Source organism: Porphyromonas sp. HMSC065F10, from assembly GCF_001808555.1.
Classification (GTDB): Bacteria; Bacteroidota; Bacteroidia; order Bacteroidales; family Porphyromonadaceae; genus Porphyromonas_A.
In genome coordinates this window covers 28923-49438 of record NZ_KV793806.1, presented here as the reverse complement: position 1 = coordinate 49438, position 20516 = coordinate 28923, and the positions used below count along the sequence as shown (strand labels likewise).

General features: G+C 54.7%; 23 protein-coding genes and 1 tRNA gene. 8 read left to right on the top strand and 16 right to left on the bottom strand.

Features of this window, described 5'->3' with window-relative positions; translation table 11 throughout:
* The first annotated feature begins 111 nt into the window (after positions 1-111).
* The 8 genes from serB (at position 112) to HMPREF2890_RS08180 (ending at position 6747) form a co-directional block, all read left to right on the top strand.
* Positions 112-1362: a phosphoserine phosphatase SerB gene (serB, locus tag HMPREF2890_RS08215; protein ID WP_070467504.1), complete on the top strand. Its 1251-nt coding sequence runs from the start codon at positions 112-114 to the stop codon at positions 1360-1362.
* Between the two features lie 3 nt (positions 1363-1365).
* Positions 1366-1668: a Dabb family protein gene (locus HMPREF2890_RS08210; RefSeq protein WP_070467502.1), complete on the top strand. Its 303-nt coding sequence runs from the start codon at positions 1366-1368 to the stop codon at positions 1666-1668.
* A 37-nt stretch (positions 1669-1705) separates the two neighbouring features.
* Positions 1706-2122: an MGMT family protein gene (locus HMPREF2890_RS09120; protein WP_070467500.1), complete on the top strand. Its 417-nt coding sequence runs from the start codon at positions 1706-1708 to the stop codon at positions 2120-2122.
* A complete protein-coding gene (locus HMPREF2890_RS08200; protein WP_070467497.1) occupies positions 2112-2531 on the top strand; it encodes a YraN family protein in 420 nt (139 codons plus the stop codon). The genes HMPREF2890_RS09120 and HMPREF2890_RS08200 overlap by 11 nt, the downstream gene beginning before the upstream one ends.
* A 320-nt stretch (positions 2532-2851) precedes the next feature.
* A complete protein-coding gene (locus tag HMPREF2890_RS08195; protein ID WP_070467495.1) occupies positions 2852-4207 on the top strand; it encodes a glucose-6-phosphate isomerase in 1356 nt (451 codons plus the stop codon).
* Positions 4208-4212: 5 nt separating this feature from the next.
* Complete coding sequence (locus tag HMPREF2890_RS08190; RefSeq protein WP_070467493.1) at positions 4213-4890, top strand: DUF4290 domain-containing protein; 678 nt, start codon at positions 4213-4215, stop codon at positions 4888-4890.
* A 5-nt stretch (positions 4891-4895) separates the two neighbouring features.
* Positions 4896-6206 (top strand): UDP-N-acetylglucosamine 1-carboxyvinyltransferase, encoded by a 1311-nt coding sequence (gene murA, locus HMPREF2890_RS08185; protein ID WP_070467491.1) that lies wholly within the window; start codon positions 4896-4898, stop codon positions 6204-6206.
* A 10-nt stretch (positions 6207-6216) separates the two neighbouring features.
* Complete coding sequence (locus HMPREF2890_RS08180; protein WP_070467488.1) at positions 6217-6747, top strand: ribosome maturation factor RimM; 531 nt, start codon at positions 6217-6219, stop codon at positions 6745-6747.
* Positions 6748-6752: 5 nt separating this feature from the next.
* Here the strand turns inward: HMPREF2890_RS08180 and HMPREF2890_RS08175 are convergent, their stop codons facing one another.
* From HMPREF2890_RS08175 to thrS, 16 genes are all read right to left on the bottom strand, one after another.
* On the bottom strand, positions 6753-7628 hold the full coding sequence (locus HMPREF2890_RS08175) for a phosphatidate cytidylyltransferase (protein ID WP_083289908.1): 876 nt from the start codon (positions 7626-7628) through the stop codon (positions 6753-6755).
* Positions 7629-7635: 7 nt separating this feature from the next.
* On the bottom strand, positions 7636-8751 hold the full coding sequence (locus HMPREF2890_RS08170) for an endonuclease/exonuclease/phosphatase family protein (RefSeq protein WP_070467486.1): 1116 nt from the start codon (positions 8749-8751) through the stop codon (positions 7636-7638).
* Between the two features lie 8 nt (positions 8752-8759).
* Positions 8760-9425: a rhomboid family intramembrane serine protease gene (locus HMPREF2890_RS08165; RefSeq protein ID WP_070467483.1), complete on the bottom strand. Its 666-nt coding sequence runs from the start codon at positions 9423-9425 to the stop codon at positions 8760-8762.
* Between the two features lie 55 nt (positions 9426-9480).
* Positions 9481-11028 (bottom strand): NAD(P)H-hydrate dehydratase, encoded by a 1548-nt coding sequence (locus tag HMPREF2890_RS08160; protein WP_070467507.1) that lies wholly within the window; start codon positions 11026-11028, stop codon positions 9481-9483.
* Between the two features lie 173 nt (positions 11029-11201).
* On the bottom strand, positions 11202-11393 hold the full coding sequence (locus HMPREF2890_RS08155) for a hypothetical protein (RefSeq protein ID WP_070467480.1): 192 nt from the start codon (positions 11391-11393) through the stop codon (positions 11202-11204).
* Positions 11394-11494: 101 nt separating this feature from the next.
* Positions 11495-11568, bottom strand: a tRNA-Arg gene (locus tag HMPREF2890_RS08150).
* 290 nt (positions 11569-11858) lie between these two features.
* The gene (cysS, locus tag HMPREF2890_RS08145; RefSeq protein ID WP_070467478.1) at positions 11859-13352 is read right to left on the bottom strand and encodes a cysteine--tRNA ligase; all 1494 of its coding nucleotides are present in this window, start codon (positions 13350-13352) and stop codon (positions 11859-11861) included.
* Between the two features lie 17 nt (positions 13353-13369).
* The gene (locus tag HMPREF2890_RS08140; protein ID WP_070467476.1) at positions 13370-13945 is read right to left on the bottom strand and encodes a DJ-1 family glyoxalase III; all 576 of its coding nucleotides are present in this window, start codon (positions 13943-13945) and stop codon (positions 13370-13372) included.
* Between the two features lie 20 nt (positions 13946-13965).
* Positions 13966-14805 (bottom strand): cell envelope integrity protein TolA, encoded by an 840-nt coding sequence (locus tag HMPREF2890_RS08135; protein ID WP_070467474.1) that lies wholly within the window; start codon positions 14803-14805, stop codon positions 13966-13968.
* Between the two features lie 21 nt (positions 14806-14826).
* On the bottom strand, positions 14827-15240 hold the full coding sequence (locus HMPREF2890_RS08130) for an ExbD/TolR family protein (RefSeq protein WP_070467472.1): 414 nt from the start codon (positions 15238-15240) through the stop codon (positions 14827-14829).
* Positions 15240-15965 carry a MotA/TolQ/ExbB proton channel family protein gene (locus tag HMPREF2890_RS08125; RefSeq protein ID WP_070467470.1) on the bottom strand — a complete coding sequence of 242 codons (726 nt, stop codon included), beginning with the start codon at positions 15963-15965 and terminating at the stop codon, positions 15240-15242. The genes HMPREF2890_RS08130 and HMPREF2890_RS08125 overlap by 1 nt, the downstream gene beginning before the upstream one ends.
* A gap of 58 nt (positions 15966-16023) precedes the next feature.
* The gene (locus tag HMPREF2890_RS08120) at positions 16024-16740 is read right to left on the bottom strand and encodes a pyridoxine 5'-phosphate synthase (protein ID WP_070467468.1); all 717 of its coding nucleotides are present in this window, start codon (positions 16738-16740) and stop codon (positions 16024-16026) included.
* A gap of 219 nt (positions 16741-16959) precedes the next feature.
* Positions 16960-17307 carry a 50S ribosomal protein L20 gene (gene rplT, locus HMPREF2890_RS08115; RefSeq protein WP_070467466.1) on the bottom strand — a complete coding sequence of 116 codons (348 nt, stop codon included), beginning with the start codon at positions 17305-17307 and terminating at the stop codon, positions 16960-16962.
* 99 nt (positions 17308-17406) lie between these two features.
* Positions 17407-17604, bottom strand: coding sequence for a 50S ribosomal protein L35 (rpmI, locus tag HMPREF2890_RS08110; protein WP_070467464.1), 198 nt, complete (start codon positions 17602-17604; stop codon positions 17407-17409).
* Positions 17605-17665: 61 nt separating this feature from the next.
* Complete coding sequence (gene infC / locus HMPREF2890_RS08105; RefSeq protein ID WP_070467461.1) at positions 17666-18307, bottom strand: translation initiation factor IF-3; 642 nt, start codon at positions 18305-18307, stop codon at positions 17666-17668.
* Between the two features lie 112 nt (positions 18308-18419).
* Complete coding sequence (thrS, locus tag HMPREF2890_RS08100; protein ID WP_070467459.1) at positions 18420-20426, bottom strand: threonine--tRNA ligase; 2007 nt, start codon at positions 20424-20426, stop codon at positions 18420-18422.
* Between the last annotated feature and the right edge of the window lie 90 nt (positions 20427-20516).

The following is a 20516-nucleotide window of genomic DNA, read 5'->3' as shown; positions in this document are numbered from 1 at the left end:
CCGCAACAAATCTCCAGCCTGCGGAATCGAGGGCTGGAGGTATCCGCTGAAGTAGTCTGCCATTTTGCTATCTTTGCTAAGACAAGTTTTGAGCCTACACTATTGTAAAGCATGGAATCATCTGATCAGAAGGAAATCCTACTGGCGGTATTCAATGGCACCGATCGCCCGGGCGTCACTGCAGCCATCACCACCGTACTTGCAAAGCACGACCTGACGATCCTCGACATAGGACAGGTTGACATCCATAAGCACCTCACCCTCGGTGTCCTCTTCTCTGTCTCCTCACAGGGTAGCGGAAACGTGCTGAAGGACCTACTCTTCTGCGCCAATGATCTGGGTGTGACGGTCACCTTCCGCATCATTGATCCCGACAGCTACTCGGAGTGGGTCGGCAATCAGGGGAAGAATAAGTACATCATCACGCTCCTCTCCAAGACAATCACCGCCGATATGGTGGCAGCGATCACCAAGGAGGTGGCAGACCAGGGGATGAATATTGACTCCGTGGATCGCCTGACAGGGCGCATCCCCTTGGTGGAGAATCAGAGGCACCCAAGGGCCAGTATTGAGATCTCCCTCCGCGGGACCCCCAAGGATCAGGTCGCTATGCAGCGACATATCATCCGCATTTCTGACGAGCACCATATGGACGTCTCCTTCCAGCAGGATAGTATGTTCCGTCGGATGAGACGCTTGATCTGCTTCGATATGGACTCGACCCTCATCAAGACTGAGGTGATCGATGAGCTTGCAGAGAGGGCAGGTGTAGGCGATCAGGTAAAGGAGATCACCGCCCGCGCCATGCGAGGCGAGATCGACTTCCGGGAGAGCTTCAAGGAGCGCGTGGCACTTCTCAAAGGGCTAGACGCAAGTGTTATGCAAGATATTGCCGTCAACCTTCCTCTTATGGATGGTCTGGAGCGGACGATGCATATCCTCAAGCGTGTCGGCTTCAAGATTGCCATTCTCAGCGGTGGCTTCACCTACTTCGGTAATTACCTCAAGGACCTCTTTAACCTCGACTACGTCTACGCCAATGATCTCGAGATAGGGCCGGATAATAAGCTGACAGGGAGATACATCGGCGAGGTGGTCGATGGGCGACGTAAGGCGGAGCTCCTGAAGCTCATCGCCCAGCTGGAGAAGGTCGACATCCGACAGACCGTGGCTGTCGGTGATGGAGCAAACGACTTGCCGATGCTCTCCACAGCCGGGCTGGGCATAGCCTTCCACGCCAAGCCAAAGGTGCAGGAGAGCGCCAAGCAGTCCATCACCACCACCGGGCTGGATGGCATCCTCTACTTCTTAGGGTATAAAGACTCACAGCTTGACGAACTACAATTCTCTAACATCCAATAAATCATGATCACCCACATAGTCCTCTTCCAGCTTGACGACAAGCTCGCCGGCGAGGAGAAAGATCTGCACCTTGCAGCACTGAAGTCAGACTTTGAGCAGCTGCCCCACACCATCAAGGAGCTGGTGGACCTGCGCATCGAGATCAACGCCAACCCCTCGGAGAAGTACGACCTCGCCCTCATCGCTCACTGCGAGGATCTGCAGAAGCTCCACGACTACGCCACTCACCCCGATCACGTCGCACTGGTAGGTAAGTACATCAAGCCCTATCTTGTCTCCAGAGCCTGCGTTGACTACAGGGACTGAGAGCCACTTCCTCTTCTCTCCAATAGGTCCCGTGAGGGTGATCATAGATCCACACACGCTGGATCTGTGGTCGTGCCTGCCGGCTCCCGAGGAGGTCCCTGAGGAGGTGTCCTTGCTTGCAGACCTCCAGAGCGCGCTGTCCCTCTGTCGTCCCCTGCCGAGTCGGTACAGGATCCATCAGGCAAGCCCAGCTTGGGCACCCCACTTTTGGGACCTCCTCTCCACGATCAGGGCGGGCCAGACCATTACCTATGGGGAGCTCTGCCGACTTAATTCGCTCACCCTTGGGTACGCGAGGGCAGTCGGGCATCTTTTGTCTCAAAACAGATACGCCATCCTCCTACCCTGTCACCGAGTAGTACCGGCAGACCATTCCACAGGGCACTACCGCTGGGGCAGCGAGAGGAAGAGATTACTCCTTGACTACGAGAGAGAGCATCCCGATGAGATCTGACAATGCCTCCGCCACCGATGGTCATGCGATCGAGCTGATGTGCGCCGACCTAATGCGCCAAAAGGGCTACACCATCATTGCACAAAATTACAAGTCCGGACCGCTGGAACTGGACTTGATCGTCATGGAGGGGACCACCCTCTGCTTCATCGAGGTGAAAGCGAGAAGTAACCTCGGAGCTCTTCGGGACCTCGAGTCGCTCATCACCCCACAGAAGCAACTCAACATCCTACGTGCCGCCAAGGCTTTCCTCCAGGATAAGAAAGGAGGGAGACACTTAGTCTACAGCGACATCCGCTTTGACTACCTGCTGATCTATGTACCAAAGGATGGCAGGGAGCCCGGCTACAAGATCTTCCGCAACGCCATCTACGATATGCCTCCGGGGTACGAGGATATCCGCTTGTAGGTAAGAGGAGTGGCTCTTACGGAGAGCATCACATCAGCTGGAGTAGCACTGACAGAAAGAGGATGGCGCAAGGATCCTAAGTAAAGACCTTTGCAAAATGGTCTTTCGCCGAAAAAGCACCGCTTTTTCGGCAGGGACTTTGCAGAATGCCCCAGATGCAAGGGACTGAGAGTGAGGGCGAAGGGAGTGTGCTTACGCACATGACCAAGCCCGAATCTCGAATGTGACGCTGCAGATGGGGTATTATGCAAAGGTCTCAAGTAAGGAAATAGGTATATTTGCGTATAAGTAAAATCAAAGAACAAAAGTATTGAGAACATATGGAGTATATCTCGCTGGACACTAAGAACGCTCTGTGCAACAATGATCTGCAGACAGAGTACCGCACACTCATCAAGGAGGCCGATGCGGCTCATGAGTCACTCTACACAGGAGATCGACCGGGAAATGACTTCCTCGGCTGGGTCTCCCTGCCTTCTTCAATCACAGAGGAGACGCTGAGTGAGATCGAGGAGTCGGTGAAGCCCCTACGGGAAGACTGCGACTTTGTGGTCTCCGTCGGGATCGGTGGCTCCTACCTCGGGATCCGTGCGGTCTACGATGGCGTGAGAGACTCCTTTGCCGACTACAAGGAGCAGCGCGGGCCCAGACTCCTCTTTGCCGGCAATCAGGTGAGCGAGGACTATCTCGCCGAGCTGATTGATCTCCTGAGAGGACGCAAGTTTGGCATCATCAATATCTCCAAGAGCGGTACGACGACTGAGCCCTCTATTGCCTTTAGGCTCCTGAAGGAGCTCTTGGAGTCGCAGGAGGGAGTAGACTTTGCGCGCAAGCACATCATCGCCATCACCGATGCACACAAGGGAGCTCTTCGCAAACTCTCCGATGATGAGGACTATAAGACCTTCGTCATCCCTGATCCGGTAGGCGGGCGCTTTACCGTCCTCACGCCGGTCGGGCTGGTGCCTCTCGCTGCTGCCGGCTGCGACATCCGATCATTAGTGAGAGGGGCGCAGGATATGGAGAAGCACATTGGGCGGAGTGTCAAGGGCGAGGAGAATATGGCTGTCCGATATGCCGCTACCCGCAATGCACTCTACCATAATGGGAAAAAGCTGGAGATACTGAATAACTTCAATCCCCGCTTCCACTACATAGGCGAGTGGTGGAAGCAGCTCTTTGCTGAGAGCGAGGGCAAGGATGGGAAGGGCATCTTCCCAACCTTAGCCGACTTCACAACCGACCTTCACTCCATAGGACAGATGATCCAGCAGGGCGAGAGGAACCTCTTTGAGACCTTTGTAAGTGTCACGAAACCGCGCCACTCCGTCATCGTGCCTGAGGATAAGGATAATCTTGACGGGCTCAACTATCTCGCCGGTAAGCATGTCGACTTTGTCAATAAGAATGCAGAGACGGGGACCATCCTCGCTCACCTTGATGGGGACGTGCCTGTGCTGCGCCTTGAGATCCCGGAGCTGAGTGAGTACTATATTGGTCAGCTCTTCTATTTCTTCGAGAAGTCTGTCGGCATCAGCGGATATATGCTGGGGGTCAATCCCTTTAACCAACCCGGTGTAGAGGACTACAAGCGCAATATGTTTGCGCTCCTCGGCAAGCCCGGCTACGAGGAGGAGACCAAGAAGATCCGGACCCGTCTCGATGAGCAAAAGTAAGATATATGCTACAAGACTATAAGGAAAACGACGCCAAGCCCTTGATCCTGCCTCAGTACGGACGTAATGTCCAGAATATGGTTGACCGTTGTGTCGAGATAGAGGATCCCGCAACCCGTCAGCAGTGTGCGGAGACGATCATCGATACGATGCGCTCCTTTGCCACGACAGATAAGGATCGGGAGGACTTCGAGCAGATCCTCTGGGATCACCTATATATCATGTCCCGCTTCCGGCTGGAGGTGGACTTCCCCTACCCTGTCACCTCTCGTGAGGAATATGAAGAGCCGGTCGTGCCGAGACTGGATGACTGCACACAGGAGCCTCCCAAGTATCGCCACTATGGACACACGATAGAGCGGATGGTGGAGATCGTGAAGGTGCTTCCGGAGGGCGAGGAGCGGGATGAGCTGGCGAGGATCACTGCCGTGGAGATGAAGCGCCAGTACTGCAGCTGGAATAAGTCCTCCGTCGCTGACTCCAAGATCTTTGCAGACCTCTACGAGCTCTCCAAGGGAGAGGTCTACCTCGATGAGCACATCTGCACGCTGCCTGAGGCGGGAGTCCTCACAGCCCCGACCGGCAACAATCCCCATATGAGTAATAATAATCGGAAGGGCAGCAACAACAATCGGGGGCGAGGGAACAAGGGCGGCAACCACAATAAGAAGAAAAGAAGATAAGTATCATGGGCGCATTTGTCATAGAGGGTGGTCGGCAGATGAAGGGGACCCTCGTCCCTCAGGGGGCTAAAAACGAAGCCCTACAGGTCATCTCTGCCGCCCTGCTTACCGACCAGGAGGTCCGCATCTCCAATGTCCCTGACATCCTCGACGTGAAAAACCTCATCCGGCTGATGATGGATCTGGGGGTGAAGGTGACTAAGGAGAGTGAGGATACCTATTGCTTCCAGGCCGATGATGTCAATCTTGACTTTGCCTACTCTGAGGAGTTTCTCGTCAAGTGCCGCAAGCTGAGAGGGTCGATCCTCCTTTTGGGTCCCCTACTCTCACGCTTCGGGAAGGCTGTGATCACGAAGCCGGGAGGAGACAAGATCGGTCGGCGCAGGCTCGACACTCACTTCCAAGGCTTCCAAAGTCTGGGAGCCACCTTTGACTACGACGAGGAGACAGAGCTCTTCTCAATGCAGGCTAAGGACGGACTGCACGGGAAGTATATGCTCTTAGAGGAGGCATCGGTCACCGGCACCGCCAACGTCATCATGGCAGCGGTCCTTGCCGAGGGCACTACCACGATCTACAACGCTGCCTGCGAGCCATATGTACAGCAGCTCTGCCGGCTACTCATCGCGATGGGGGCCAAGATAGAGGGGGTTGCAAGCAATAGACTGACGATAGAGGGAGTAGACCACTTGTCAGGAGCGGACCACACGATCCTCCCTGATATGATCGAGGTGGGGAGCTTCATCGGCATGGCCGCAATGACCGCCTCCGAGATCACCATCGTCAATCCACACATTGAGGAGATGGCGATGATCCCCCGGGCATTTCAGCAACTGGGGATACGGACCGAGATGAGGGGAGAGGATCTATTCATCCCGGCACAGGAGCACTACGAGATCGACACCTTTATGGACGGCTCTATCCTGACCATTGCGGACGCACCATGGCCGGGACTGTCACCGGACCTCATCAGCGTGATGCTGGTGGCCGCGACGCAGGCGAGAGGGAGCGTACTCTTTCATCAGAAGATGTTTGAGAGCCGACTCTTCTTTGTGGATAAGCTGATCGACATCGGTGCGCAGATCATCCTGTGTGATCCTCACCGTGCTGCCGTGATCGGGCTTGATCGCTCTCACCCGTTCCGTGCCGCCACGATGGACTCACCCGATATACGTGCTGGTATTGCGCTACTCATCGCAGCCATGTCGGCCAGTGGGACGAGCCGAATCAATAACATCGAGCAGATCGACCGCGGCTACCAAAATATCGACAAGCGCCTCAATGCCATCGGTGCCTCGATAAGTCGCATCGACTAACGTTTCTACAATGAAGCCCACCGATCTCCGACCGCTACCTGACCACTACATCGCCCTCGGTCCGATACTCAAGACCTATGGCACGATGGGCGACTTCATCGTCGACTCCTTCCCGGAGACAGCACTGGACGACTACATCTTCATCGAGATAGAGGGGATCAAGGTCCCCTTTGAGATTGAGGAGCTGGTGGACCGGAGCGGTCAAGTGGTCGTCAAGGTCTCCGGTGTGGATGACATGGAGACAGCGGAGCTATACCGCGGCTGTCCCACCTTCGCCGCACCGAGCGATCAGCACGACCTGACTCAAGATCAGGGCGAGAGCTACCAGAGCCTCATCGGATGGCGAGTCTACAGCTCTGATGATGACTCCTATCTCGGTGTAGTGGAGCGGTACGATGACAGTACCGCTAATGTCCTGCTGTGTGTACGCTCAGACGATGAGAAAGAGCATCTGCTCCCCTGGGTGACAGAGTGGATAGAGACACTTGATGAGGCGCACCACATCCTTCGCCTCACCCTGCCTGAGGGGCTACTCGAGTGACTCTGTCAGAGGTAGACGAAGAGGATAATAAAGATGAATGCGGGGGGTGCTGCAAGGATCGTGCTATCGATGCGGTCCAGTATGCCTCCATGCCCGGGAAGGATATGCCCGGAGTCCTTCACATCATAGCAGCGCTTTAGCAGGCTCTCAAAGAGATCCCCACAGGTGGCAAAGAAGCCCACAATGGCAGCGAGGATGAGCCAATTAACCAAGCTGGTCACTGCCGGAAAGAAGTAGTAAAATGCCACTGCTCCCAAGAGGGTGAAGGCGATACCGCCCAGCAATCCCTCCACAGTCTTGTGAGGGGAGATGTGCGGTGCCATCTGATGCTTGCCGATCATACTGCCGACGCAATAAGCACCGGAGTCATTGAGCCAGATGAATACAAATATCGGCAGCAACCAAAACGTGTGATCAAAGCTGAGCAGGTACTGCCCTGTGTCCTCCGGAGCCATATAGCAGAGCAGCATCAGCGCCCCAAAGGGCACAGTCGTATAGAGGTGCGAGAAGAAGGCGTGCGCTATCTCCTCGATCGCATGGGGACGTCTCCGGAAGAGCTCCGTGATGATGTAGAAGAGGTAGTAGGCAACGTACGGGAGCACTGCTATCAGTAGATGCTTGTAGGTGTAGCCCTGCGAGATGACGTTGAATATAATGAAGAAGAGCACGCCTGCCATCACCGCATGCACCGTCTTGAGGATCGGGAAGTACCTATTGACCTGAGTGATGGTCTGATACTCGTAGGTAGCAAAGGATGTGAGGATGGCAAAAATAGCCGCCATCATATTGACCGAGTCCGTTAGGATCCCAAAGAGAATGATCGAGACGTAGAGGACTCCTGTGATCAGGCGGGCAAGGAAAGATCTGACTTTACTAGACATAGGGAGCTTATTCGTTTGTATCGAGGGTCTTGAAGTCCACTAAGAGCGGGTTGTGATCGCTGCACTCCTTGTGGCTCGGGATCTCTGCGGCCATAGCCTTCAGTGGACCGTCGTAAAAGAGGTGATCTATTCTAAATGCATACAGTGGCTCATTAAATGAAACCCCCATCCCCCTACCGGTCTCCACAAAGGCGTCGCTGCGGTCATCCCTGATGCGAGAGTAGCAGTAGGACATAGGCGTATCATTAAAGTCACCACAGATGATGGTGTATGTAGGTGCGAAGTCTCGCTGCAGAGATCTCACCTTATCTCGCACAGCATTGGCCGCACCGGCTCTCACATTGAGTGACGGACCAAGCCTCCGCTTGATAGCGAGTAGGCGAGACTTCATCTCCTCCAGGCTCGGCTTCGTAAGGTAGCCACGGAAGGTCGCCTTCTCCTCCGATGCGAGGCTATAGCTCTCCATATGGTTATTGACCAAGAGGAGGGAGCGGTCCGGTGCAATCCTAAGGAGGTACCATGCGGAGCCATTGGTGTAAGACTTATAGTCGATCATACCGCCATCGATGATGTCGTACCGGCTGAGGAGCAGCAGCCGATCATCGGAGTAGTAGCGACGGTGGGGATAGCGCTGCAGGAGTCTCCTCCCCTCCTCACCATATCCTCCTATCTGCTCCGGGGAGACCCCCTCTTGCAGACAGATGATATCGGCTCCCGATTGCTCAAGGATGTGAAGAGCTGCCGGGATGCCAGCGTCATCCTTAAGAGCCATATTGGCAACATTGTACGAGACGACTCTCAGGTCCCTCGCATCACTCAGTGAAGTACTGTGGAGCGGGAAAAAGGTAAGGATATAGCCTCCACTCAAGACCAGTAAGAGCACGCAAGCAACGGCAGACCTCCATAGTCTCATCACCAGCGCAGCTACGAGGAGAAGGAGGACTGCCACGAGGAGAAAGGGGAAAGAGAGATTAAGGAAGGAGGGGATCTGAGTCCTGAGCGGTGAGATAGAGGGCGAGAGCATCGCTCCTCCATAGAGGAGAAATACCAGCACCATCACCACCGTCCAGACAATCCGTCCGGTGGTGCTCAGCAGGCTTGCTCTATGCCTCCGGTCTCCCATAGGAAGTATCAGAAAAACTCCTGCACCCCGTCTCGTACCCGCTTCTTGTCCCGCTTGCGCCAGTACATAATGAGCAGGTAGCCAAAAATCATCCCGCCGAGGTGGGCGAAGTGGGCAACATTGTCTCCGGTCTGCGACACGCCGGCAAAGAGCTCCATAATGCCGTAGCCGATGACCATCCACTTAGCCTTGATCGGGATAGGGATAAACATGATGAAGAGAGGCGCATTGGGATAGAGCATCCCAAAGGCAAGGAGGATCCCAAAGATCGCTCCACTCGCCCCCACCGTGATCAAGTAGTCCCCATAGTACGCCAGCGTCTCAGGTGACATCCCGATACCCCAGACGATCTCCTGCACTACTGCCGCCCCCAAGCCACAAACAAAGTAGTAGATCAGGTACCTCTTCGCACCCCAGGTTCGCTCGATCACAGTACCGAACATCCAGAGCGCAAACATATTGAAGAAGAAGTGGCTGAACCCACCATGCATAAACATATAGGAGACAAACTGATAGATCTTAAAGCTCCCAGCCTGCCAGTAGTGCAGCCCCAAGAAGAAATTGAGATCTATACCCACCCTCTGACAGAGCCAGAGAGCGATCAGCATCACTCCATTGACACATATCAGTGACATCGTCACCGGTGGCATGAGAGCCGAGTCTCCTATTCGCATAAGTGGTAAATCGTTGTCGCCTATTCTTATTCCTTACCTAATCAATTCCACCGGATCAGAGGGTCTTGTCCCAGGGCGTAGAGTAGTCCTGGAAGCCCTTATACACCATCGGGATACGGTCGATCACATCGGAGGCTGTCAGCGTCTCCTCAGACGCCTCATTCCGATAGAGATCCGCTGCATAGCCATGGATAAAAACCGACTCCACACAGGCGTGCAGGGGCTTGATGCCCTTGCCGAGTAGCGCAAGTATGATCCCCGTAAGCACATCTCCTGTGCCTGCCGTGGCCAGACCCGGATTGCCAGACGAATTAATAATCACACGCCCCCGCGGCGTACAAGTAGCGGTAAAGGCTCCCTTGAGGACAATATAGCATGCATAGCGAGAGGCCATCTCGACTGCCTTCATCAGACGCTCGTAGTCGGTCTCAGAGGGACCGAAGAGACGATCAAACTCCCCTGCGTGTGGAGTAAGTATCGATCCGGCAGTAAGGGCACTGAGCTTCTCAGGGCACTTGGAGAGATGATAGAGTGCATCCGCATCGAGGATCATAGGGCGGTTACTGCTTTCGATGAGCTCCATAAGGGCGCGACCGGTGGCCTCACTCCGCCCGAGACCGGGTCCTACGGCTATGGCATCATAGAGCGAGAGATCCTCGCTGGTGCCGGTGAAGCCCTCCGCAGAGTGATCCTCGGTGACCAACGCCTCAGGTACGGCGAGATGCATCATCGTATCCGCTCCAGCAGGGAGATGAATGGTCAGATGCCCCGTCCCGGCACGCATCGCAGCTCGTGCAGCGAGGATCGAGGCGCCCATCATCCCCTTAGATCCGGCGATGAGGAGCGTCCGACCATAGTCGTACTTATTGGTGAAGCGCTTCCGAGAGCCGAAGGCTCCCTCCATATCTCCGTCCTCAAGGAGGTAGTACTTCACATCGCTCGTGAGGGAGCTGTCATCCAAGCCGATACTAAGGACCTTCCAGTCCCCCACGAGTGCCGCATTTTCTCTCAGGAAGAAAGCCAGCTTGGGAGAGTGAAAGGCATAGGTCACACTGGCGTGGATGACAGCCTCAGGGTCATTGTCCCTATTGTCCTCAGCACAGAGACCGGATGGCATATCGAGGGAGATGACAAAGGGGCGCTTCTTATTGATGAACCGGCAGACATTGGCAAGGCTACCGACAAAGCGACCGCTCTGCTCCGTGCCACAGATCCCATCGATGACGATCGTCCTTTGATCCATCTTGGGCGGGACAAAGTCCCGACTGACCTCACGCAAGACCAGTCCTGACTCCAGGGCTCTGGTCTTGGCCCAGGAGACCACCTCAGGCAGCACCCCCGAGCTACTGTCATTGAGCAGGGTGACATCGGTGGTGTGCCCCAGCATATTGAGTGTGACTGCCGAGAGCAGTGCCACGGCTCCCGCCATACTCGGACCGGCAAAGACGATCAAGTGCTGCCTCGACCTCAGCTCTCGCTGTAGCTGAGTCATAAAAGCGTCAGCAAGCCTCTCCGCCAGCTGATGCTCATCCAGGGCGCCTACGCCCTCCATTGCACTGGCCAGTAGTCGCTGAGTGGTCTGATCGTTGAGTATCTTAAGCATAGTCTGCTCAGTCCGGATAATGGGTATGTGATATAACCTGAAGAGGAGCGGCGCACCCAGTGTCACCGGATACACCGCTCCTCTTTCTCTTTTTTCTTAGAAATATCGATCCTCTATCATCTGTAGGGCAGAAATCCTCTGCTCTACGTCAAGAGGGAGAGGAGAGGGATGGCTCAGTTATGCAGACGCTCCTGCTCGGAGGCTTTCTTGTCCAGCACAATATGGAGGACATAGCCCAGAAGGATGAGACCGAGACCTACGAATAGCCCTATATTAGCCTGTGCACCACCGGTAACACCGATGAAGACCAGTACTCCGGCTCCGATGAGCATAACGAGGACGCCTAAGTATTTCAGGAAATTCATGATTGATATCTATTTGGTTTTTATTGTTCTGTCACAAATGTAGCAAAATAATTCGGGGTACAAAGGGCGTACACACCCCGCCTCACCACATATGTACCGAGTGACCCGGATGGGATTCAAACCCATGACCTTCAGATCCGGAATCTGACACTCTATTCAGCTGAGCTACCGGGCCCAATCCCCCTCTACGTTGCAAAGGTAGACAATTCTCTCGATATATCGAGCCAATTCATCCCCAAATGCAGAGCAATCGCCATCGAGACAACCCTCACATACCCCCTGTCTCACGGTCTCCGACCAGGAGTCCCGGAGACACCTCCGCAGAACCGTGGATCCCAGTCACATTAAGGGGAGCATTTTCTTTTACCGATATTAGGAATATCTAATACCGATATTAGGCGAGACTAATACCGATATTAGATTTCTCTAATATCGGTATTAGTGAGAGGGACAGAAAAAAACTTGTCAGATCGACCACTCAGCACCATCCTTGGTGTCCTTGACGACAAAGCCGAGTGCCGTCAGGCGGTCTCTGATCTCATCGGAGACGGTCCAGTCCTTCCTGTCCTTAGCTTGCTGACGCAGGTCCAGGAGGAGATCCATCGCGCCGTCAAAGGCCTCCTGATGCTGAGAGGACAGGCCTGCATTCGCCACACGCATACCCAGCACTCCGTATAGGAACGTATCAAAGAGCTGACGCAGATCGCTGATCTGCTCCTCAGTGAGCGGCTGATCACCATTCTTTGCGGTGTTGATCACACGAGCTGCATCAAAGAGCTCTGCAACTACCTGCGGGGTATTGAGATCGTCATTGAGGTGCTCATAGGAGGCGTGGATGAAATCCCTTACCTCAGTGGTCTGAGTGGCGGATGGCTTCAGCGTATCCAGCGCCTTGTAAGCCTCGTGGAGCCGGGTCAGTCCCTTCTCTGCAGCCTGTAGCGCCTGATTGCTGAAATCAAGCTGACTGCGGTAGTGAGCCATCAGGACAAAGAAGCGAACCGTCATCGGATCATATGCCTGATCGAGGAGCTTGTGCTTGCCACTGAAGACCTCATCAAGCGTGATGAAGTTACCGAGGCTCTTGCCCATCTTTTGACCATTGATGGTGATGAGATTGTTGTGGAGCCAGTAGTGGACCATCGGATGCCCCATCGAGGCGACCGCCTGAGCGATCTCGCACTCGTGGTGGGGGAAGACCAAGTCCAGCCCGCCTCCGTGGATGTCAAATTGATCCCCCAGATACTTCCGTCCCATAGCGGTACACTCGCAGTGCCAGCCGGGGAAGCCGATGCCCCAGGGACTCTTCCACTTCATGATATGCTCCGGAGAGGCCTCCTTCCAGAGGGCAAAGTCAAGCGGATTGCGCTTCTCGTCCTGACCGGAAAGCTGCCTCGTATTCGCCCGCATATCCTCGATGTTGCGACCTGAGAGGCGACCATAATTGTACTTCTTATCGTACTTCTCTACGTCAAAGTAGACCGATCCGCCCGAGACATAGGCAAAGCCATTATCCAAGATCTGCTGCGTCAGCTCGATCTGCTCCTGGATGTGGGCACTCGCCATCGGCTCAATGGAGGGAGGGAGGACATTGAGCGCCTCCATATTGTGATGATAGGCAGTCAAGTAGTGCTGCACCACCTCCATAGGCTCGATTTGCTCCAGTCGCGCCTTCTTCGCAATCTTGTCCTCACCATCATCGGAGTCGTGCTCGAGGTGCCCGACATCGGTGATGTTGCGGACATAGCGGACCTTATAGTCTAGGTGCGACAAGTACCTGAATAAGATGTCAAAAGTGACGGCCGGCCGAGCATGGCCCAGGTGGGCGTCACCATAGACCGTGGGGCCGCAGACGTACATACCAACATGCGGGGACTGGAGTGGCTTGAAGTCCTCCAGCTTACGGTCCTCGGTGTTGTAAAACTTTAGTCCCTTCCTTATCTCTTCTTTATTTATCTCCATATCAATTTCTCATACATTTATATATCAAGAGGCGCCACCTGCTCATGCAAGAGCAGACCTCGAGCCACCTCAGCAGCTTTGTCTCGTCCCTCGAGCTGTGACAGGATCGCCACACCATAGGCGAAGCAGTAGCGGGGACCTCTCGCAGTGATGATCTGTCCGTCCACCACCGCCTCAGTCTCTACGACCTCTGCTCCCTCGAGGTACTTCTCCCACCCGGGGTACGCCGTGGCTCGCTTGCCGCGGAGGAGCCCCATTCGGCCAAGCACAGAGGGAGCGGCACACATGGCACCGACCAATCGACCATCTCTCAGCTGAGAGGTGATCAGGTCCCTCACCTTGTCGCTCTGATAGAGATTTTCTGTACCGGTAGCTCCACCGGGTAGAGCGATGGCATCAGCGGGCTGCCTCCGGATCTCATCGATGGTATGGTCGGCAGTAAAGTGGAGCCCGTGGGCGCCCTCTACAGAGGTCGTGTCGTTGATCGAGACGAAGGTCGCCTCCACACCTCCCCGGCGGAGAGCATCCCAGGCACCCATCGCCTCTGTCTCCTCAAATCCATCTGCCAGGATAATATAAGCTGTCTTAGACATATTTTCTTGATCTAAAGAGCTCAGTTGAGCTCGTACTTGTAGGTTATCTTTCCTCTCTGATTATTCACCTGATCGGCGCGACTGAAGCGAGTGGCCTTGGCGGCCTTGATCGCACTCTGCTGCATGGAGTAGTCGCCTATGGTTGTCCCGGGAGCGATCGTGGCAGCGATGACGTTTCCACTACTATTGACGGTAATGGTGACGACGATGCGGCCCTCCACATTCTTTGTGAAGTCCGGTCTCTTGAGTCCGCCCACAATATCACGCCCGGCAAGAGACCAGCCGCCAAAGCCTGCCACTCCGGAGCCTGCACCTCCACCGGTCACATTACCGGAGGGAGAGCCCTGGTGCCCTGTCGTCGAGCCCGACGGGGTAGTCCCCGACCCGGATGCATTCTGAGCATTTCCCAGAGCTCCTGCCACCCTACCGGCGATATCGGCCTTGCGCTTAGCCTCAGCAGCCTCGCGCTTCTTCTGCTCTTCCCGGAGACGCTCTTGGCGCTGCCTCTCCAGCTCCGCGCGGGTGTCCTTTTTCTTCACCTGCTCCTTCTTAGGCTCCTCACGCTTGACCTGCTTCACCTCCGGAGCCTCCGGCAGGTCCTGCGTCAGCAGGTCCTCATCGGGCGGTGTGGGTGTCGGCTCCACGGGGTCCACCTCCTCAGGTGGGATGATCTCGTGCGGATCGTAGGTCCCCTCAGCCTCTGCCATATTTCCTATGGAGACTAAGATCCCGGCGGGTAGATCCGGGACCTTGATCGGAGGCATGAGGACGACGAAGAGCAGCCCCACAGCGAGGACGTGCACCCCCACTGCAATGGCTGCCGAGATCCATTGCCTGCTATTTCTCTTATCTTCCTCCACTATACTTTGCTTGAGCCATGATTACTCCTTGAGCGGGCGAGTGGCGAGGACCATCTGATAGCGATTCTCCACCGCAATATTCAGCACCTTCACCACCTCACCGTACGGCACACCCTCATCTGCATAGAGGGCGACGAACATATCAGGATTCTGATCCAGAGTCTCCTGCAGAAAGGGGGCAATTTCCTCAAAGGTCACCTGCCGATCCGCTCCATTACCGACACCAACGAAGTACTCCCCCTCCGGGGTGACAGTAACACGAGTGACGGGGCGGGCATTGGTCTGCTGAGAACTCTTAGGTAGCAGGACCCTCAGGGCACTCGGCACCACGAGAGTACTCGAGACCATGAAGAAGATCAGGAGCAGGAAGATGACATCGGTCATCGATGCCATACTAAAGTCTCCTATAGCCTTAGATCTACGCTTCAGCTTCATCAGTGTATCCCTCCCTTTCGTGCAGACGTGACGGTAGGCTCATTGAGCAGATCCATAAAGTCCAGAGCCTCCGACTCAGACTTTGAGACAATCTTATCCACCCGAGTCGTGAGGTAATTGTAGGCAAAGAGGGCGAGGATACCGACGATCAGACCACCGACTGTCGTCACCAGCGCCTCATAGATACCGGAGGAGAGCAGTGAGACATCGACATTGGCTCCCGCCTGTGCCATATTGTAGAAGGCACGGATCATACCGGTCACCGTACCGAGGAAGCCGATCATCGGCGCTCCGGCGGCGACGGTAGCGAGGAGAGGAAGTGACTTCTCCAAGCGCTGCACCTCGAGGTTGCCCACATTCTCTATCGCTGCCATGATCTCCTCTGTCGGACGTCCCAAGCGATCAATTCCCTTGGAGATCATCCTCGCGCCCGGGGTATGCTCAGCCTCGCAGAGATCCTTGGCAGACTCCAGCTTGCCCTCACGGATATAGTCCCGAGTCTTTTCGATGAAGGAGGGATTGCTCTTGCCGGCTTTGTTGTAAAAGAGGACCCGCTCCACAAAGATGTAGCAGGCGATGATCGAGAGGAGCAGGAGGACGATCATGATCCAGCCTCCCTTGACAGCCAAGTCCCATAGATTCATCGTCTCTGTATCGGTGACGGCGGAGCCTGCCACCTGAGAGAGCTGAGGCAGAGTATCTGCCGCGATTTGAAGGAAATTCATCTGATGATATTCTGATAAAATTATTGTGCTATACTACATCCTCCCCCACCTAATGATCTCACTTACTGAGGATCTCGAGATACTTGCGGACCACGGTCTCAAATCCCTCATACAGGGCTTCGCAGATCACGGCATGGCCGATAGAGACCTCATCCAGCTCCGGGATATGCCTGTGGAGGAGTGCCAGATTGTCGAGGCTAAGGTCGTGACCGGCATTGACTCCGAGCCCCAGCTCCTTAGCACGCTTGGCACAGGCCACAAAAGGTCGGACAGCCTCCTCAGGGTGCGTCGGATACAGGTCAGCATAGGGCTTCGTATACATCTCCACTCGATCAGCCCCTACACTCCGAGCAGCGACGAGATTCTCCAAGTCAGTGTCCACAAAGATAGAGGCGCGGATGCCGGCCCGGTGAAGTCGGTCGATGATCTTCTCCAGCTGGTCATAGTGCGCCTCCACGTTCCACCCTGCACTGCTCGTCAGTGCATCAGGTGCATCAGGCACCAGGGTGACCTGATCAGGACCCACCTGCGTGACTAAGGACAGGAAGTCCTCAGAGGGATAGCCCTCGATATTGTACTCCGTATCGACCACCTGCCTCAGCGCCGGGACATCAGCATACTTAATATGACGCTCATCGGGTCTGGGATGGACGGTGATCCCCTGCGCCCCCATCCGCTGGAGGTCCTTAGCCACCCGGATAATGTCCGGACGATTCTCCCCCCGGGCATTCCTGAGCGTGGCTACTTTATTGATATTGACACTAAATAGAGTCATAACTACACTATATGATTATGATAGACACAAAGGTAACACTTTTCCAAGTCAAGACCTTTCCCTAAAGCGAGCTGTGACAAAAAGAGCCACCATTTCTACCTACAAGGGACCCCCTACACAGAGAAATGGCGCACCACAGAGCCGATAGGGATAAAAAAAGAGCAACACCGTAGAGACTACGATGCTGCTCTTAGATGAGTCTTATTGTGGACCGAAGTATCAGGCCTTAGCCTTGTCTACGATCGCCTTAAACGCCTCCTGGTGATTCATCGCGAGGTCAGCAAGGACCTTACGATTGATCTCGATACCCTTGTCGTGGAGCATCCCCATGAGCTTTGAGTAGGAGAGTCCCTCCTGACGTGCAGCCGCATTGATACGCTGGATCCAGAGGGCACGGAAAGTGCGCTTCTTGACCTTACGATCGCGGTAAGCGTAGGTAAGTCCCTTCTCCCAAGTATTCTTAGCTACCGTCCAGACATTCCTACGTGCACCATAGTAGCCACGGGTCTGCTTGAGGATTCTCTTGCGCCGCGCCTTAGAGGCGGCATGATTGACTGATCTTGACATGATTCTAAAATTTCTGTGGACATGAGCGGCGGATCATTACTCCCCGCACTTCTCTGCTCATCATCCTGTTACTAAAATCTTACGTAGTCGACCGCTTACTTATGCAAGTCCCAGCAGTTTCTTGACCCCACGCTCATTGGACTCGTGTACCAGTCCGGTTTTGGTGAGATCACGCTTTTGCCTCTTGGACTTACATGCCAGGAGGTGGCTCTTGTAAGCATGCTTACGCTTGATTTTTCCTGATCCGGTGAGAGAAAATCTCTTCTTAGCACCGCAATTAGTCTTAACCTTAGGCATGACTTGATGGATTATATATTGTATAAATTAGTGTTTGCCGCGGCTCACGCCGTGGACGTTGTTACGCCTCCTCATCCGGCTCACTATCGGAGCTTTCGTCAGAGGTGTGATGTTGATTGCTACTGCTACTATCGTCACTCTTCTTCTTGGCGACCCCCTTCTTGGGTGAAAAGAGCATACTCATGCGCTTTCCCTCAAGCTTAGGGAGCTGATCCACCCGAGCATAGTCCTCGAGATCGTTGGCAAAACGAAGGAGGAGGAGCTTGCCCTGGTCCTTAAAGACGATGGACCGACCGCGGAAGAAGACATAAGCACGTACCTTGCTGCCCTCCTGCAGGAAGCTGATGGCATGGCGGAGCTTGAAGCTGTAGTCATGGTCGTCTGTCTGAGGTCCGAAGCGGATCTCCTTGAGCGTTGTCTTGACCTGATTGGCTTTCTGCTCCTTAGCCTTCTTCTTCTGCTGGTAAAGAAACTTTTGGTAGTCCAAGATCTTACAGACAGGCGGATCTGCATTGGGCGAAATCTCCACGAGATCAAGCTCCTGCTGCTGCGCCATACGGCGAGCCTCCTGGATGGTGTAGATCCCTTGCTCCACGTTGTCCCCTACGACACGCACCTCACGAGCACGGATCTGCTCATTGATACGATTGGAGTTTTCATCGTCGCGACTGCCGCGACTATTTGGCTGTCTTCTTGCGGACATTAAGTCTCTTCTTGAGGTCTAAAAATATAAGTTACGTGTCGGCAGCCTCCACTTCCTACCTTCCCTGGCGGGACAGGCACGAAAGTCGACCAAACCGGTAGTTATCAGTCTATTATTCCTTATCGTGCTGGTGAGCAAAGGCCTTCTGAGCCTCATCAGTTTGCTCCCACTGATGGGTCTGCTTGTAGATTTCCTGAGCCACAGCGTCGGCAAAGGTACTAATTTTTTCTGTACCCTGCTCGCCTTCACCCTGTTTGCGAATAGAAACAGTACCCTCTGCCTCCTCCTTCTCGCCTACGATCAAGAGGTAGGGGATGCGCATCAGCTCTGTCTCGCGGATCTTCTTACCGAGCTTCTCGTCTCGATCATCGACCTTGACACGGATACCCTTCTCCTTCAGCTCATCCTCCACCTTATAGGCGTAGTCAAGATACTTCTCTGAGACCGGCAGGACTGCCACCTGGTCAGGGCAGAGCCAGAGGGGGAACTTGCCCGCCGTATTCTCGCAGAGGACGGCGACAAAGCGCTCAATCGAACCAAAAGGTGCACGGTGGAGCATCACCGGACGGTGCATCTGCCCGTCCTCCCCGGTGTACTCGAGCTGGAAGCGCTCCGGCAGATTGTAGTCCACCTGGATGGTACCGAGCTGCCACTTGCGGCCGATAGCGTCCTTGACCATAAAGTCGAGCTTCGGACCGTAGAAGGCAGCCTCCCCCTCGACTACCTTGGCCTTAACACCTCGATCCTTGCAGACCTCGATAATGGCATTCTCTGCCTTCTCCCAATTCTCATCCGACCCGATGTATTTCTCCTTATTATTGGGGTCGCGCAGGGAGATCTGTGCCTCAAAGGACTTAAACTCAAGCGTCTTGAAGACAATATAGATGATGTCCATCACGCGCTCAAACTCCTCCTTGATCTGATCAGGGCGGCAGAAGATATGCGCATCATCCTGCGTAAAGCCTCTCACACGGGTCAGCCCGTGGAGCTCTCCACTCTGCTCGTAGCGGTACACCGTACCAAACTCCGCAATGCGCACCGGCAGATCCCTATAGGAGCGCGGCTTGCTCCGGAAGACTATACAGTGGTGGGGGCAATTCATCGGCTTGAGCATGTACTCCTCGCCCTCCTGCGGGGTCGTGATGGGGCGGAAGGAGTCCTTCCCATACTTTGCCCAGTGGCCGGAGGTGACATAGAGTTGCTTGCTACCGATATGGGGCGTCATCACCTGCTGGTAGCCATAGGTCTCCTGGACACGCTCCAAGAAGCGCTGCAGGGTCAGCCGAAGTTGCGTGCCTCTCGGAAGCCAGAGGGGCAGACCGGGACCCACCTCGCTCGAGAAGGTAAAGAGCTCAAGCTCCTTACCGATCTTACGATGGTCACGGAGCTTCGCCTCCTCCACCATCTGGAGGTACTCATCGAGCATCTTAGCCTTGGGGAAGGTGATGCCGTACACGCGGGTAAGCATCTGACGATTTTCATCCCCACGCCAGTAAGCTCCTGCGAGCTTGGTCAGCTTGACCGCCTTGATCAGACCGGTGCTTGGGATATGCGGTCCACGGCATAGGTCAACGAAGTTGCCACAGGTGTAGGTACTTATCGTCCCATCCTCAAGGTCCTGGATAAGCTCCACCTTATACGGATCCTTATCCTCCTCAGTCCAGTGATGGAGAGCGTCTTCCTTGGAGATCTCCTGACGGACCAGCCGCTGATCCTCCTTGGCAAGCTCCATGATACGCTTCTCCAGCTTAGGCAGGTCACTCTCAGTCAGAGTGGTGCCTGTATCCGTCATGTCGATATCGTAGTAGTAGCCGTCATCAACAGCGGGACCTATGGCAAATTTCACCCCAGGGTAAAGTTCCTGCAGCGCCTCGGCAGTCAGGTGTGCCGAGGTGTGCCAGAAGGCATGCTTCCCCTCGTCATCATCCCAGGTGAAGAACTGCACACGTGCATCCTCCTCTATGGGACGCATTACATCCCATAGCTTGCCATTCACCCTTGCCACCAAGATCTTCTTAGCCAGCTGAGGGCTGATCTCTGCCGCCAGCTCTTGGCTGGTTACCCCCTTAGGAGCCTCTTTCTGAGACCCGTTCGGAAATGTAATTGTGATATTTGCCATGATCTATATTGATTGATCTACTTTCTCTGTTTACTATCTATAATAGACAAAGGTACAAACTTTTGCCGTATTCTGACCCGACCCACAAAA